The sequence below is a fragment of the Vibrio cholerae genome (genome assembly GCF_008369605.1).
Lineage (GTDB): Bacteria > Pseudomonadota > Gammaproteobacteria > Enterobacterales > Vibrionaceae > Vibrio > Vibrio cholerae.
Genome location: NZ_CP043556.1, coordinates 106,428 through 121,098 on the forward strand (window position 1 = coordinate 106,428; position 14,671 = coordinate 121,098).

Genomic DNA, 14,671 nt, shown 5'->3' on the forward strand with positions numbered 1-14,671 from the left:
GAGGTGAGCATAGAACAGCGATCCAGCTTCTTGGTGAAACGTTGTAGCATGCTCTGCTATCCATAGAACAAGTTTTATCCATCCTTGTCATGCCAACATCGTAAAAACACCCATTCACAGAGCAAATAACCAACAATCTAACCAAAAGACAGATAAATTCAAATAAAATCCGCCTTTAACAAGAATTAATCACCAATATTAATTGATACTTTTATTGCTTTAGATCATGCAAAGTGCAAGTTGAACTCGTGCTACAAATTAATTTTCAGTAAATTCCTGACATACATTTTACAGTTTGAAATAAACGGACATTTTTGGAGATTGCTATGCTTGAGCTTCTGATTGGCTTAGTCGTGACCTTTGCGGTCGGCTATTTCATCGTTAAAGGCTATAAGCCTGCGGGTATCCTACTCACCGCAGGGATTTTGCTACTCATTTTAACCGGTATCTTGGGACACAAAGTCCTACCTGGACAAATGGAATCAACCGGTAACCTACTCACCGATGCAATGGAGTATGTGAAATACATGCTGCAAAACCGTGGCGGCGGCTTAGGTATGCAAATTATGTTGCTGTGTGGTTTTGCGTCATACATGACGCACATCGGTGCCAACAACGTAGTGGTAAAACAGTTTTCTAAACCACTCTCTTTTATTAAATCACCCTACATCTTGTTGGTCGCGGCCTATCTTGTTGCCTGTTTGATGTCTCTGGCAGTGAGTTCAGCCACCGGCCTTGGCGTGTTATTAATGGCGACCTTATTTCCAATGATGACCGCGATGGGCATTTCTCGCCCTGCGGCGGTAGCGGTGTGTGCCTCCCCGGCTGCGATCATTCTCTCGCCTACCTCAGGTGACGTGGTCATTGCGGCAGAAAAATCCGGTTTGCCATTGCACGTATTCGCCGTAGAAACCGTATTGCCTGTTTCGATCTGCGCGATCATTGTGATGGCGGCCGCCGCGTATTTCTGGAACCAATACCTTGATAAGAAAGACAATACACCAATGGAGAAAGTGGATTTGTCTGAAATGGAGGTTAAATCACCCGCCTATTATGCAGTCCTGCCATTCTTACCCATCATCGGTGTGTTTGTGTTCAATGGTGAAACGCTGCCTGGCATTACGCTGGATATCTATACCATCGTTGTACTGTCAATTTTCATTGGCGTGCTGGTCGACTACATCACTAAACGTTTCAACGGTAAGCAAACGTTGGAAGATCTTGAAGCCTGTTACGAAGGCATGGCGGATGCCTTTAAAGGCGTAGTCATGTTGTTGGTTGCAGCAGGCGTATTTGCACAAGGTTTGATGTCAATTGGTGCGATTGACAACCTACTGCACTTAGCAGAAGTGGCGGGGGCTGGCGGTATTGCTCTGATGTTGATTCTGACTGGTTTAACCGTCGCCGCTGCGATTGCCACCGGCTCAGGTAACGCGCCTTTCTATGCGTTTGTGGAATTGGCTCCGTCACTGGCTGCGAAAATGGGACTCAACCCCGCATTCCTGATTATTCCTATGCTGCAAGCCTCCAACCTTGGCCGTACCATTTCTCCGGTTTCTGGTGTGGTAGTAGCTACCGCGGGTATGGGTAAAATCAGCCCATTCGAAGTGGTAAAGCGTACTTCTGTGCCTGTGTTACTGGGTCTTGTTACGGTGATCATCGGCACTATGGTGCTGGTACCTATGCACGCTTAACTGTCCGTGTTATGACCGACATTCAAAAGGGCGTGAAATCACGCCCTTTTCTTTTTGAGTCGTATAAGCAACTCGTAAAAACATGTCCAATTCTGGATTATTCACAAGGGGGCGCGAGATGGATTAGCGCCAATCCTCCGAGCGAAGTTTCGCGGTATTTTTTATTCATATCTTTCCCAGTCTGATACATGGTTTCAATCACCTTATCGAGTGAAATCAGACATTTACTGGTTCGCTTGAGCGCCATGCGCGAAGCATTGATCGCTTTCACTGCACCCATCGCGTTACGCTCAATACAAGGCACTTGCACCAAACCGCCTATCGGGTCGCAGGTCATCCCTAATGAGTGTTCCATAGCAATTTCTGCCGCCATGCAGATTTGCTCATTACTGCCACCACGCAAAGCCGTTAAGCCTGCGGCGGCCATGGAGGAAGAAACGCCCACTTCACCCTGACACCCAACTTCAGCACCGGAAATGGAGGCATTGGTTTTATACAAGATACCGATCGCGCCAGACACGGCGAGAAAATCCTTAAGCTGCTTGGTATCGAGCGCTTTGATAAAACGGTGGTAATACATCAAAACCGCAGGGATCACGCCCGCGGCTCCATTGGTGGGCGATGTCACCACTTGTCCACCAGCGGCATTCTCCTCACTCACCGCAAAAGCAAAGAGGTTAATCCAATCCATCACTTCCATCGGATCATTTTCAATCGCCGCATTGGCTTCAAGTTTTTTCAGCAAACTCGGCGCACGGCGAGTGACATTTAATCCCCCTTCTAAAATGCCTTCGGTCGCAAAACCACGCTCCATACACTGGCTCATTACTCGCCAGATTTGATCGGCCTTGGCATCAATCACCGCCATCTCTTGAAAAGCCAGTTCATTACGCAGAATCATTCCACCTAAACTCAAACCATGTTTTTCAGCTTGGTGCAGCATTTCATCGGCACTGGTAAAGGGGTAAGTCACCGTCACATCGGCGGTCGCGGTACCATTTTGCAACTGCTCAGCGGTCGCAACAAAGCCACCACCGACTGAATAATAGGTTTCAAAATCAATCTGTTGTCCTTGAGTATCAAACGCGCTCAACGTCATACCATTTTCGTGCAGCGGCAGATTATCTTGATGAAAAAGAAGATCCTGATGGTAATCGAAGGCAATGTCATGCTGACCATTGAGACGCAACTTACCCGTTTGCAACGCTTCACGTAGAGTCTGATTAGCGTCACCAATCTTGATGGTGGCAGGTTGATTCCCCATTAAGCCCAGTAAGGTCGCACGATCAGTGTGGTGCCCTTTCCCCGTTAAAGACAGCGAGCCATACAGATCCACTTGTATGCGAGCAACTTTATTCAGCTGTGGCAATAACTGCTGCACAAAACGGTAACCTGCAATCATCGGCCCATTGGTATGCGAGCTGGAAGGGCCAACCCCAATTTTGTAAATATCAAAGATTGAGAGCATAACTTTCCCCTTAAGATAAAGCGTTATAAAGCCAATCAGGTATGATGGCACAAGCCGCAATTGTCACAGCCGCGAAAACCAACAAACCATACTGGCTCATCGTCGGCGTTGCGAAGAGATGCTTCTGACGCGCAATAAACGCTTGCTGTTGAATAGAATTATCGCCCCAGTATCGGCTTATCACCACTCCGGATACCAAGAAAAACACGGTTCCTATAGGAGCAAACCAAGGCCAAGCAATATCCATGAGCCTAGCACCAAGCACGGCGGCGATACTGATTATGCTGCCGACGATAACTCCTTTCTCATTGGCTTGATTTGAAAAAAGACCAAGAACAAATGAGCCTAGGCGGATACCAACAAAAATCGAGGTTAAACTCGCGATCGTTTTAAGCACTGACTCATTCGATACCGCGAGCAAAGCAGGTATCACCACTAAGCCTGCGGCCACCAAACTCATTTTACGAGCGACCGCTTGATAGTGATGGTCAGGTGCATTTCGTCGAATAAAGCGCTGATAAAGATCAAACGTCGCAACGGTTGCCATCGAATTATAGGTAGAATCCAGAGTGGACATTGCCGCCGCAGCTAGCGCAGAAATAATTAAACCTATCACCCAAGGGTTTGTATGGTGAAACACAAAATCAAGTATCACTTCATTACTGTTTGTAAAATGTCGCTCTTGATAAAAAATGCTCAATAAGACGCCAAGCAAAGCGAAAAAGAAGTAAATAAAAAAAGCACCATAACCGCACAGTAACATCGACTTTTGTGCCGTTTTTTCACATCTCGTGGCTAATGTTCTTTGGATGATCAATTGATTGGTACCGTACACACTCATGTGTAAGAAACTGACAGCCACCACTCCCGCCCACAATGTGGTGTCGACACCCAAATCGAACTGAAGATTGATGATATTCAGTTGCTCCCGAGAAACTCCATGTACCCCATCGACTTGAAGGAGGAGTAGAACGAAGATTGCCACACTCCCTGCAATTAATACTGCTGACTGCAACATATCCGTCCAGATAACGGTCGAGATACCACCAGCATAGGTATAACAAGCCGTAAATAAAGTGATGTAAACAATCGCTTCAACAATAGATATGGGTAAAATCTGAATTAAAATCAATGCAATAGCATAAAGAATAACTCCAGACGAAATACATTGAACCAATATGAATACCACGGAGTTAATGGTTCGGGCATAAACACCAAAGCGGTGTTCTAAGTATTCATAAATGGACGTAAAACCCATTCGATAAAAAACGGGGATAAAAAATACAACTGCGAAAAAAATGACTATCGGATAATTCAAATGGATGCTTAACGCTTCCATACCCGATTGATAAACCCATCCCGGCATACCAATAAAAGTCATAGCACTGATGTATGTCGCTAAAATAGAAACGCCTGCGGTAAACCACCCAAACTGTCTTCCACCAGTTGAAAAATCAGTATTCCCAATACTCCTCTGGTTAACAAACCAGCTGATTAGTATGGTCAATATGAGATAAATCGCGATAACAATAAAAGTTGAATACGTAACCATTATGATTTTTCCCGTTCTCTATCTCATCAATTACACGGCTAAAAAGCTTCTAATCGAGCAATAATTCCGGCCAAAAAATACCGAAATTGAGCAAACATAGCGCTCATCATAAGTGATAATTTCCACACCATGACCAAAACAAGCCATTTATGAGACATCGATCAACTAAACACACAAAATGGGTACGCATTCATTTTTAAATTGATTTTGATCACGGATCATTATCGCGAAATAAATCTATTCTTCTTCGCGAAGTAAAGGTTGAAAAAGATGGAGAAACCGTCTCAATCACACTGTTGAATTATATTTAAATCAATTTAAAACAGAGGTTTATCGGTCATGACTACCAAAAAACACATGAGCGAAGTTCCTATGATTCAAAGAGTAGCCGCCTATCTGGCGATCTTGGTTGGTTACTTTTTCTATTGTTATAACTTTGTAATTATTGACTACGTACGCCCTTACATCGTTGAGGCTTATGATGGCATTAGCCTCTCAGATACTGCTCAATTCTATACATGGCAATCCGTTGGGGCGCTGATTGGCGCATTAAGTTGCGCTTGGTTTGCTGGCCGCTTTGGCAAGAAATACACCTTGATCACGATTACTGCACTCAACGGCGGTGCAACCATAGTGAACATGATGTTTACTGACTACGCGACATGGGCAGCGATGCGTTTCATCATAGGTTTGTCACTGGGCGGCTACTTTACCGTCGCTGTCAGCTTAATGATTGGCCTCTTTACCCCAACGGTTCGCGGCAAACTGACCGCATTTGCCTCATCCATGTTCTCTGTAGCTTTAATGGTAATGGGGGCATACGCGGCCTTTATCTCTAGCATTGATGCACCCTGGGAAAGTTTGATGTGGGTTGGTGGAATTCCGCCTTTAGCTGCCGCATTTGCCATGGTATTTGTCTTACCTAGCGATAAAAACGTCATCGCTTACGGCGAAGAAGATTCCTCGGCTAATACAGGGCAAAACACACTTGCGAATAAAGGCTCTTGGGGTGAAATGCTCAGCAAACCTTATCGGCTCCTTACCATCACCTGTTTGCTTCTAGCTGGACTTAATTTTTACGGTTTTCAATTCTTTAGCGGTTTCGTCACCACGTATTTGAAAGAAGTTCGTCAGTTTGATGGTGCAACAATCGGTGTGATCTTCTCAATCTCCGCTTTTGGCTCTCTATTTGGAGCTTGGGTTTGGGGCGCGGTCGCCGACAAATTTGGACGTAAAGTGAATGCGTTTGGCTTCATTCTTGCGGGCATCATGGCTTCTATCTTTTTCATCGCCCCGAGCGATCTGATGATTGGCAGCCTCAATATGCTGGCAATCTTGGGCTTAATTTATAACTTTGGCCTCTCGTCTTCAGCGGTTTGGGGTGGCTACTTCTCAGAATTATTCCCTGCTCATTTGCGCAGTTATGGTGCTGCACTCTTCCACGGCGGGCGAATTATTGGAATGTGGGCACCTATGGTTCTCATTTTTATCAAAGAGCGCACCGACTTACAGACTGCAATGTGGGGCTCACCGATTGTGTGGATAGTGGCTGGCTTATTATGGCTATCTCTTCCAGAAACATTAAAAGGCGGTTTGTTCGATAAACGTAAGAGCAACCAACCGGCTAACGCGTAAACCTGATTCAAGGCGCGGATGACTCTCATCCGCCCTTTCATCTCAATGAGTCCTGTTCCCCATGCTGACTCAAACAGCAAAAAGAGAGTTTTACTATGACAAAATATCAACAAGCAAAACGCATTGTTCGTGAATACTTTGATGCAATCGAAAACGCATCCTATGAAAATGTTGCTGAAGTTTTAAAAGCCCATACCACCGAAGGTTATTTATGGCGTGGTGTTTATCCATTCCGTGAACAGCAAGGTGCACAAGCGGCGGCCGATATTTTTTGGGCTCCATTAATGAAATCCATGACTCGAATGCAGCGTCGTCAAGATATTTTCATTGCAGGTAATAACGAAATTAATCCAGATGAAATTTGGGTAATGAGCATGGGCCATTTTATGGGGCTGTTCGATGCTGAATACTTAGGCATGCGTCCAACTGGCAAAATCATGAATATTCGTTATGCCGAGTTTAACTGTGTTGAAAATGGCAAGATCAGCAAAACGGGACTTTTCCTCGATCTATTGGGTGTTATGGATCAAGCGGGCTGCTATCCGTTACCGCCATCTACGGGCAAGCATTTTGTCTATCCTGGCCCACGTCATCATAATGGACTGCTATTTGAAGATGCGGCTCCAGAAGAAGGTGTGGCTACCTTAGATCTTGTGAATCAAATGGTTGCAGACCTTTCCGCTCTGAACGATAGCGGTGCTATGGGCTGTCCTCCGGAAGTGCTTGAGAAAAGCTGGTCAAAAGACATGATTTGGTATGGTCCTTGTGGGATTGGGGCTTCGTACACTATCCCTCGCTACCAACAACAACACCAATTACCTTTCCGTAACAACTTAAAAGATAAGAAGTTTAACGGCCATGTCTGCCGATTTGCAGAGGGTAATTTTGCGTGCTTCTTTGGTTGGCCAAACCTTTCGAATACGCCGATTGGCGGTTTCTTGGGAATGCCGGGAGGAGAGATCCGCGCCGATATGCAGGTTGTTGATGTCTACTATCGCGACGGTAATAAGCTCTCTGAGAACTGGGTATTGATTGACCTCCCTTATTGGTTAAAACAGCAAGGTTTGGATGTGTTTGAACGCACTCAAAAGATCATGAATCCTGCCTTGTAAGCTGCGATCTGGATTCACACTCTCTCGATGAAATGAACTCTCCCTAAGATCTGGGAGAGTTCCTCTATATCACCTCATGGACGAGGCGATCTTCTTACTATGGATATCTCAGAGCTGTTTATTTTGGGTATAACCCAAAATAAACAGCGAATAACCGTTTACCGCTCTAAATTATGTGACGTTGTGTTAATTGAATTGATGACTACGTAACTATTTATGCTAGGCTGTAGTCGGTTCTAATGACTGATAAATCACGAGTTATGCATTCTGAAAAAGCCACCGTCACCTCCAAAGATGTTGCCAAGTTAGCTGGGGTTTCTCAATCTACCGTATCACGCGTTTTTGTACCGGGTAGCTCGGTATCTGAAAAAACGAAACAGAAAGTCTTTGAAGCTGCTAAAGTCCTTAACTATCGGCCTAATGCGTTTGCACGCAGTTTAACCACAAATGAGTCCAAACTGATCGGCTTGGTTTTCCCAGATGCAGATTACCCTATCCATATGAAAACGTTGCAGTTAATTTCTAGCGAATTGCAACAGGTGGGTTATTCGGCCGTACTGATCCCTTGGCAAGTGGATGAACAAGATAACCACTCCATTCCGAATATTTTCCAATATCGAGTGGATGGCGTGATTGCAGCTTCTGCAACATTCAATAAAACTCTTTATGAAGAGTGTGAAGAATTCAATATTCCCATTGTGCAATACGCGCGAGTCGTTGAAGGCACCAAAAGTAGCTATGTGATCAGCGATAACTATGAAGCAGGTCGACAAGCGGCTCAGTTGTTACATCAAGCGGGAGCTCAATCTGCAGTTTATTTAACAGGTGAAGTACCCACTTTTACCAATGATGAACGCCAACAAGGTTTTTGTAGTGAATTCAAATCACTGACCGGTTTCACCCCGCCTGTGGTGAAAGCGACTTATGACTACACCGGATCACTTGATACCATACGCCGTCTGATTGCTGACTCGTCTCGACCCGCGGCCATTTTCTGCGCAACAGATAACCTTGCGATGGCCGTCATGGACATTGCAAGATTCGAGTTTTCACTTCGGATACCAGACGACATACAAGTTATTGGTTTTGACAACATTCCTCAAACAGAATGGCTCAGTTACCAACTCACCACTTTTGCCCAAGATTTTAAGCGGCTAGCTCGCGAGTCGGTCAAAATTATTGTGGATCAGATTACCACTAGGAATCAGAGCTTGGTCAAATTAATGGTGCCGACCAAATTAATCCAACGTAAAAGTACACTCAAATCCTAGACGGTTGGGGGAAGACACTCCCCCAAAAAGTCAGCTCTTGTTGTTGAGGCTAAGCATTAGCATACCGCTCTAGATAAAGAATCGTGGCGGCGGTGCGTGACGGCACATCGAGCTTTTTCAGTAAGCTTTTCATGTGCACTTTGACGGTAGATTCAGAAATAAACAGGCGGTCGGCGATTTGTCGATTGCGATAACCCTTTGCCACTTCTGACATAATTTGCATTTCACGTTCCGTCAGTGCTTCAAAAGGATTACTCGTATGCTCGCGATTTAAAAGGTAGCGTTCGACCGACTCACTAAAGGCTTTTTCGCCTTGCATGGCTTGTTTAAGCAGCGCCACCAGTTGATCTGGCTCAGTATCTTTGAGCAGATAGCCATCAGCCCCCGATTTGACTAATGCTTCAATATCTGCAGCGCTGTCTGAAACCGTGAGGATCACCACATAAGCGTCACACTCATCGGTGCGCAGCGCAGTCAGCGTATCCAATCCCGACATCCCTTTCATATTGAGATCGAGCAGAATCAAGTCCGGTTGTAGATCATGCGCCAGAGCAATCGCTTCAGCCCCATTCCCCGCTTCGGCAACCACCTCAAATTCTTCTTCAAAACTCAATAGTTGATTGATACCACGGCGCATCAGCGGGTGATCATCCACTAAAAGGACTCTACAACTCATTCTTATTTTTCTCCTCGCTTTGTTGGTAAGTCAGCACCACTTTGCAACCTTTACCCGGAGCGGATTCAACCTTTAATTCGCCACGTAAACGGGCGGCGCGTTCTTGCATTATGCTCATACCATAGTGATTGAGCTTGTGATCTTGCAGATCGAAGCCAACCCCATCATCTTCGATCGTAACTTGGACTCGTCCCTGCTGTTCTTGGCAGTTGACCTTAATTTTAGTGGCTTTGGCGTGCTTTATCGCGTTAATCGTTGCTTCACGAATCAACTGCACCAAATGCACTTGCTGATGAGCATCCAGCGCAATTGAGGAAAGCGCATTATTGAGTTCAATTTTCGCATCGGTTTGCCCCGAAAGCTGAGTCAGCATACCCAGTAGAGATTGACCAAAACTGCCTTCGGTTAAGGTCAGCCGGAAGGTGGTGAGCAGTTCGCGCAACTGAGTATAAGCATCCGACAGACCTTTATCGATTTCGCGAATGATGTTTTCCGTCTTACTTAAATCGCCATCCGACTTTAACGGCGTGACGGAACGTTTCAGCAAGGTCAACTGGATCTTTAAATAAGAGAGCGATTGAGCAAGCGAATCATGCAGTTCTCGCGCTATGGTGGCTCGCTCTTCCATTAACAGCAGTTGCTCTGCTTGGCGCTGCGCTTGATTGTAGTAAATCGCGCGTGACAATATCAGCGCAAAGTTATCAATCAAAGCCCGATCTGGCTCAGGCGAACCCGCTTCCCAATACAAAAAGCCAAGATGATGACCATCTAAGGTGAGTGGTGTTTGCAACATCGCAGCACCGCTTGGCTTTCCTTCTTGCAAAATCAATGGCTTGCCAGCTTCCTCTTCAATTTCTAATCGAAGAGCACAAATCCCGTCCAACGCGACCCAATGGTGCAAAATGGTTTGGAAGTTACTCGCCGTGATCCGTGAAGCCGTCAACTCTTGCGAAGAGTGATACAAGATCTGCAGCGATTGATTGGCCATTTGCAGCTTGTTGGTTTTCTCATTCACTGCGTGCTCCAGCCCGCGATAAAGTTTGCCAAGATCGCCCGCCATACTGTTAAACGTTCGGCTGAGGATCCCCATTTCAGTGCTGCTGGTCTCCTCCAGCATGACATCAAAATTTCGATTTTTGATCTTTTCGCTGGCATCAACCATGGCATTGAGCGGCCGCACGACCTGCTCCCGGATGTAATACACCACAAAGAGGGATACCGCAAAAATCCCGCCTAAACCAAAACTGCCCACTGCAGCTAACGCAATCAATTTACGCTCAGAAAAGCGCTGTAACTTGAGTACAAAGCCATCCACTAAGCTGACAAAAGGCGCAACTTGGTCAAGATATTGCGCTTTTTGGTCACTATTAAGCACTTTTTTGAGCTCATGCCAGCGCTCAATCAGCTGGTAGTAATCTTGTTGAATGTCACTGGGTACCGTCCAGTCGAGCAAAGCGAGCATGGAGGGCGAGTACAGTGAGTTTTCAAACAGAAAAATATGCGCCTTGTAGTCATGGGATTGGGTTTGGATGTCATACGCCAAACGATAACTCTGCATACGCATAGAGCCGGAGACGTTTACCGCTTCTGCATCATTCAAAGAAGACGCCAAAGTGACAATGGCAACCCCAGTCGTCAATGCCGAGAGAAACAAAATCAATAACATGGCTTTCGCCATAGTACGGGTTAATGAATGTCGTACTGGAGTGAACAATGCCGTCTCTCTCTGATTGATAACCAAGCTTCCACCTCTTTAGGGCTACACACTATCCGAAACGGGCAGGTTAATTTATTGATCCAAAACAATCCACCACCCCAATTACCTCCTAAGAGGTATTTATACAAATATGTCAAAAACTACAATTTGTGTATGGGAATATGGCAGGTTGTGAACAGGTGTGGAGAAAAACATGGTCGACTTAAGTAAACGACGTTGGTTCACTCCGAATCGTCAGCCCAACCAAAGCCAAGTTCGGCTGCCTTGGTTAGCACGTCCAGACGCGTTTACCGATGAGTGTACTCGCTGCGGCAAGTGCGTTACTGCGTGTGAGACTCACATTATCGAAAAAGGTGATGGCGGCTTTCCTACGGTGAATTTTTCGATGGATGAGTGCACGTTTTGTTACCAGTGCGCACAGAGCTGTCCGGAACCCCTCTTCGTGGCGCAAAGCGAAGCGCCATGGCAAGCAAAGGTGCACATTACCCATCACTGTTTGGCTCAACAGCAAGTGGAGTGCCGCTCTTGCCAAGATGCCTGCCCAGAAGAGGCGATTCATTTTGCTTTGCAAATCGGCCGCACCGCAAGCCCGCAGGTCAACAGCGAACAGTGCTCCGGTTGCGGAGCTTGCGTTTCGGTTTGTCCCAGTAACGCAATGACGGTTCACTACACCCAACACATCGCTTAAACGGCGTGGATAAATTGGAGAGCAAGATGTCACACCCCTCAGCTTCACTGCACGAAGTACACATTTCCAGCTTGGTGGTTCACACCTTGCCAGAGCATTTGCTCACAGTGAAACAGCAGGTGAGCGAGCTGCGTGATGTGGAAATTTACGGCGAGGATCCGCAAGGCAAACTCGTCGTTGTGATTGAAACCGATCGTCAAGGCTTCATCACCGAAACCATAGAACATATTAATAATCTTCCCAATGTGCTCAACGCTTTTCTGGTGTTTCATCAGGTAGAGACGGTAACGGAAGAAGAACAATTACACACTGGAAATACCTTTTCTGAACTCGAGGGTAATGTATGAAAATGACCAGACGTGCGTTTGTGAAAGCAAACGCAGCCGCCTCAGCTGCGGCGGTTGCAGGGATCACCCTCCCCGCATCTGCCACCAACTTGATCGCTAGCTCCGATCAAACCGCAATTCATTGGGACAAAGCACCTTGCCGTTTTTGTGGTACAGGCTGTTCTGTGCTGGTCGGAACCCAAGATGGTCGCGTTGTCGCCACACAAGGTGATCCTGAAGCTCCAGTAAACAAAGGCCTTAACTGCATTAAGGGCTACTTCCTCTCCAAAATCATGTACGGTCAAGATCGCTTAAAAACGCCGCTGCTGCGCATGAAAGATGGTCAATACCACAAAGACGGTGAATTCACCCCAGTCTCTTGGGATACCGCATTTGATGTGATGGCTGAAAAATGGAAAGCTTCGCTTAAAACCAAAGGCCCAACCAGCGTGGGTATGTTCGGTTCTGGCCAGTGGACAGTGATGGAAGGTTACGCGGCGGTGAAGCTGATGAAAGCGGGCTTTCGTTCTAACAACATTGACCCCAACGCACGTCACTGTATGGCTTCTGCGGTAGTGGGCTTTATGCGTACCTTTGGTATTGATGAACCTATGGGCTGTTATGACGACTTTGAACACGCCGATGCGTTTGTACTTTGGGGTTCCAACATGGCAGAAATGCACCCAGTGCTCTGGACGCGCATTACTGACCGTCGCCTAAGCCATCCTCATGTCAAAGTGAATGTGCTCTCCACTTACTACCACCGTTCCTTTGAGTTGGCGGATCATGGCTACATTTTCCACCCACAGTCTGACTTAGCGATTGCCAACTTCATCGCCAACTACATCATTCAAAACGATGCGGTGAACTGGGACTTTGTCAACAAGCACACCCATTTCAAACAAGCGGTCACGGACATCGGTTACGGTCTGCGTGACGATCACCCTCTACAGAAAAAGGCGAAAAACGCCAACTCCGGTGATGTCAGCGATATTTCGTTTGAAGAGTACAAAAAATCGGTTGCGCCTTACACGGTTGAAAAAGCGTCTGAAATTTCCGGAGTATCACCGGATAAGCTGATCACACTGGCGAAGCAGTATGCCGATCCAAACACCAAAGTGATGTCACTCTGGACCATGGGGATGAACCAACATACTCGCGGTGTCTGGATGCAAAGCTTGGTGTACAACCTGCACTTGCTTACTGGCAAAATCGCCACCCCAGGCAACAGCCCATTCTCACTGACCGGTCAACCATCAGCCTGTGGTACGGCGCGTGAAGTGGGTACCTTTGCACACCGTCTGCCAGCCGACATGGTGGTCGCTAACCCTAAACACCGTGCGATTGCCGAAAAAGTGTGGAAATTGCCTGAAGGCACGATTCCTGAGAAACCGGGCTTCCATGCAGTGCAGCAAGACCGCATGCTCAAAGATGGCGTACTGAACTGTTACTGGGTGCAATGTAATAACAACATGCAAGCTGGTCCAAACATCAATGAAGAGCGTTTACCGGGCTACCGCAACCCTGAAAACTTCATTGTGGTATCGGATGCTTACCCAACCGTAACGGCGCAAGCCGCTGACCTTGTTTTGCCAACCGCCATGTGGGTAGAAAAAGAAGGTGCTTATGGTAACGCCGAGCGTCGTACTCAAGTGTGGTATCAACAAGTGAAGACTGTCGGTGAATCTCACTCCGACTCATGGCAGGTGATTGAGTTTTCAAAACGCTTCAAAGTCGAAGAAGTGTGGCCGGAAGAACTGCTGGCAAAAGCACCGCAATACCGTGGCAAAACCCTGTATGACGTGCTGTTCAAAAACGGTCAGGTGGACAAGTTCCCACTGAGCGAAGCACGTGAACTCAACGATGATGCACACCACTTTGGTTTCTATATCCAAAAAGGTCTGTTTGAAGAGTATGCCGAGTTTGGCCGCGGCCATGGTCACGATTTAGCGCCTTACGATGTTTACCACCAAGTACGCGGCCTGCGTTGGCCGGTTGTCGATGGCAAAGAAACTAAATGGCGCTTTAAAGAAGGCTCTGACCCTTATGCCAAAGCCGGTTCAGGTTGGGATTTCTACGGCAAACCGGATGGCAAAGCGTGGATCATCTCCTCGCCTTATGAAGCGCCGCCAGAAATGCCGAATGAAGAGTACGATTTATGGCTCTGTACTGGCCGTGTTCTTGAGCACTGGCACACAGGCACTATGACCCGTCGTGTTCCTGAGCTGTATAAAGCGGTACCGGATGCGCTGTGCTTTATGCACCATGAAGATGCGCAAGCGCGCGGTTTACGCCGTGGCGATGAAGTGCTGATCTCCAACTCGCGTGGTGAAGTTCGAGTGCGCGTAGAAACTCGCGGTCGTAATAAGCCGCCAAAAGGCTTGGTGTTCGTGCCTTTCTTTGATGCCCGCATTTTGGTCAACAAGTTGATCCTCGATGCGACCGACCCACTCTCGAAGCAGACTGACTTCAAGAAGTGTCCGGTTAAGATCACCAAAGTCGCGTAACCCTGATTGCACTGGGCTGCCCGTC

The 14,671-nt window shown here is 46.8% G+C and carries 11 protein-coding genes; 7 read left to right on the forward strand and 4 right to left on the reverse strand.

Going from position 1 to position 14,671, the window contains the following annotated elements; all coding sequences use genetic code 11:
- Window positions 1–326: 326 nt before the first annotated feature.
- Window positions 327–1,694, forward strand: coding sequence for an anaerobic C4-dicarboxylate transporter DcuC (gene dcuC, locus F0316_RS14665; protein ID WP_000891426.1), 1,368 nt, complete (start codon window positions 327–329; stop codon window positions 1,692–1,694).
- Between the two features lie 97 nt (window positions 1,695–1,791).
- Here the strand turns inward: dcuC and F0316_RS14670 are convergent, their stop codons facing one another.
- Entirely contained in the window at window positions 1,792–3,162 is a 1,371-nt protein-coding gene (locus F0316_RS14670; RefSeq protein WP_000948685.1) for an L-serine ammonia-lyase, read from the reverse strand.
- A gap of 10 nt (window positions 3,163–3,172) precedes the next feature.
- Window positions 3,173–4,714 carry a sodium:solute symporter gene (locus F0316_RS14675; RefSeq protein WP_001906012.1) on the reverse strand — a complete coding sequence of 514 codons (1,542 nt, stop codon included), beginning with the start codon at window positions 4,712–4,714 and terminating at the stop codon, window positions 3,173–3,175.
- Window positions 4,715–5,053: 339 nt separating this feature from the next.
- On the opposite strand from F0316_RS14675, the gene F0316_RS14680 reads away from it, so the two are divergent.
- The 3 genes from F0316_RS14680 (at window position 5,054) to F0316_RS14690 (ending at window position 8,732) form a co-directional block, all read left to right on the forward strand.
- Window positions 5,054–6,349 carry an MFS transporter gene (locus F0316_RS14680; RefSeq protein WP_142740819.1) on the forward strand — a complete coding sequence of 432 codons (1,296 nt, stop codon included), beginning with the start codon at window positions 5,054–5,056 and terminating at the stop codon, window positions 6,347–6,349.
- A gap of 95 nt (window positions 6,350–6,444) precedes the next feature.
- The gene (locus tag F0316_RS14685) at window positions 6,445–7,461 is read left to right on the forward strand and encodes a nuclear transport factor 2 family protein (RefSeq protein ID WP_000170557.1); all 1,017 of its coding nucleotides are present in this window, start codon (window positions 6,445–6,447) and stop codon (window positions 7,459–7,461) included.
- A gap of 260 nt (window positions 7,462–7,721) precedes the next feature.
- A complete protein-coding gene (locus tag F0316_RS14690) occupies window positions 7,722–8,732 on the forward strand; it encodes a LacI family DNA-binding transcriptional regulator (protein WP_000555352.1) in 1,011 nt (336 codons plus the stop codon).
- A gap of 49 nt (window positions 8,733–8,781) precedes the next feature.
- Here the strand turns inward: F0316_RS14690 and F0316_RS14695 are convergent, their stop codons facing one another.
- Together F0316_RS14695 and narQ are read right to left on the reverse strand one after the other, a co-directional pair.
- Window positions 8,782–9,408: a response regulator gene (locus F0316_RS14695; protein WP_148500697.1), complete on the reverse strand. Its 627-nt coding sequence runs from the start codon at window positions 9,406–9,408 to the stop codon at window positions 8,782–8,784.
- Complete coding sequence (gene narQ, locus F0316_RS14700; protein ID WP_025984292.1) at window positions 9,398–11,086, reverse strand: nitrate/nitrite two-component system sensor histidine kinase NarQ; 1,689 nt, start codon at window positions 11,084–11,086, stop codon at window positions 9,398–9,400. Before narQ ends, F0316_RS14695 begins: the two co-directional genes overlap by 11 nt.
- Window positions 11,087–11,318: 232 nt before the next feature.
- Between narQ and napF the strand changes: the two genes are divergently transcribed.
- The 3 genes from napF to napA are packed head-to-tail and all read left to right on the forward strand — an operon-like array spanning window position 11,319 to window position 14,646.
- A complete protein-coding gene (napF, locus tag F0316_RS14705) occupies window positions 11,319–11,813 on the forward strand; it encodes a ferredoxin-type protein NapF (protein WP_057555530.1) in 495 nt (164 codons plus the stop codon).
- A 26-nt stretch (window positions 11,814–11,839) separates the two neighbouring features.
- The gene (locus tag F0316_RS14710) at window positions 11,840–12,160 is read left to right on the forward strand and encodes a chaperone NapD (RefSeq protein WP_000019313.1); all 321 of its coding nucleotides are present in this window, start codon (window positions 11,840–11,842) and stop codon (window positions 12,158–12,160) included.
- Window positions 12,157–14,646: a periplasmic nitrate reductase subunit alpha gene (gene napA, locus F0316_RS14715; protein WP_000784577.1), complete on the forward strand. Its 2,490-nt coding sequence runs from the start codon at window positions 12,157–12,159 to the stop codon at window positions 14,644–14,646. The genes F0316_RS14710 and napA overlap by 4 nt, the downstream gene beginning before the upstream one ends.
- Window positions 14,647–14,671: the final 25 nt, after the last annotated feature.

Coding starts and splice junctions, on each gene's coding strand:
- napF (WP_057555530.1), top strand. CDS start 11,319: ATGGTCGACTTAAGTAAACGACGTTGGTTCACTCCGAATCGTCAGCCC.
- F0316_RS14680 (WP_142740819.1), top strand. CDS start 5,054: ATGACTACCAAAAAACACATGAGCGAAGTTCCTATGATTCAAAGAGTA.
- F0316_RS14695 (WP_148500697.1), bottom strand. CDS start 9,408: ATGAGTTGTAGAGTCCTTTTAGTGGATGATCACCCGCTGATGCGCCGT.
- F0316_RS14670 (WP_000948685.1), bottom strand. CDS start 3,162: ATGCTCTCAATCTTTGATATTTACAAAATTGGGGTTGGCCCTTCCAGC.
- narQ (WP_025984292.1), bottom strand. CDS start 11,086: ATGGCGAAAGCCATGTTATTGATTTTGTTTCTCTCGGCATTGACGACT.
- F0316_RS14710 (WP_000019313.1), top strand. CDS start 11,840: ATGTCACACCCCTCAGCTTCACTGCACGAAGTACACATTTCCAGCTTG.
- F0316_RS14690 (WP_000555352.1), top strand. CDS start 7,722: ATGCATTCTGAAAAAGCCACCGTCACCTCCAAAGATGTTGCCAAGTTA.
- F0316_RS14675 (WP_001906012.1), bottom strand. CDS start 4,714: ATGGTTACGTATTCAACTTTTATTGTTATCGCGATTTATCTCATATTG.
- dcuC (WP_000891426.1), top strand. CDS start 327: ATGCTTGAGCTTCTGATTGGCTTAGTCGTGACCTTTGCGGTCGGCTAT.
- F0316_RS14685 (WP_000170557.1), top strand. CDS start 6,445: ATGACAAAATATCAACAAGCAAAACGCATTGTTCGTGAATACTTTGAT.
- napA (WP_000784577.1), top strand. CDS start 12,157: ATGAAAATGACCAGACGTGCGTTTGTGAAAGCAAACGCAGCCGCCTCA.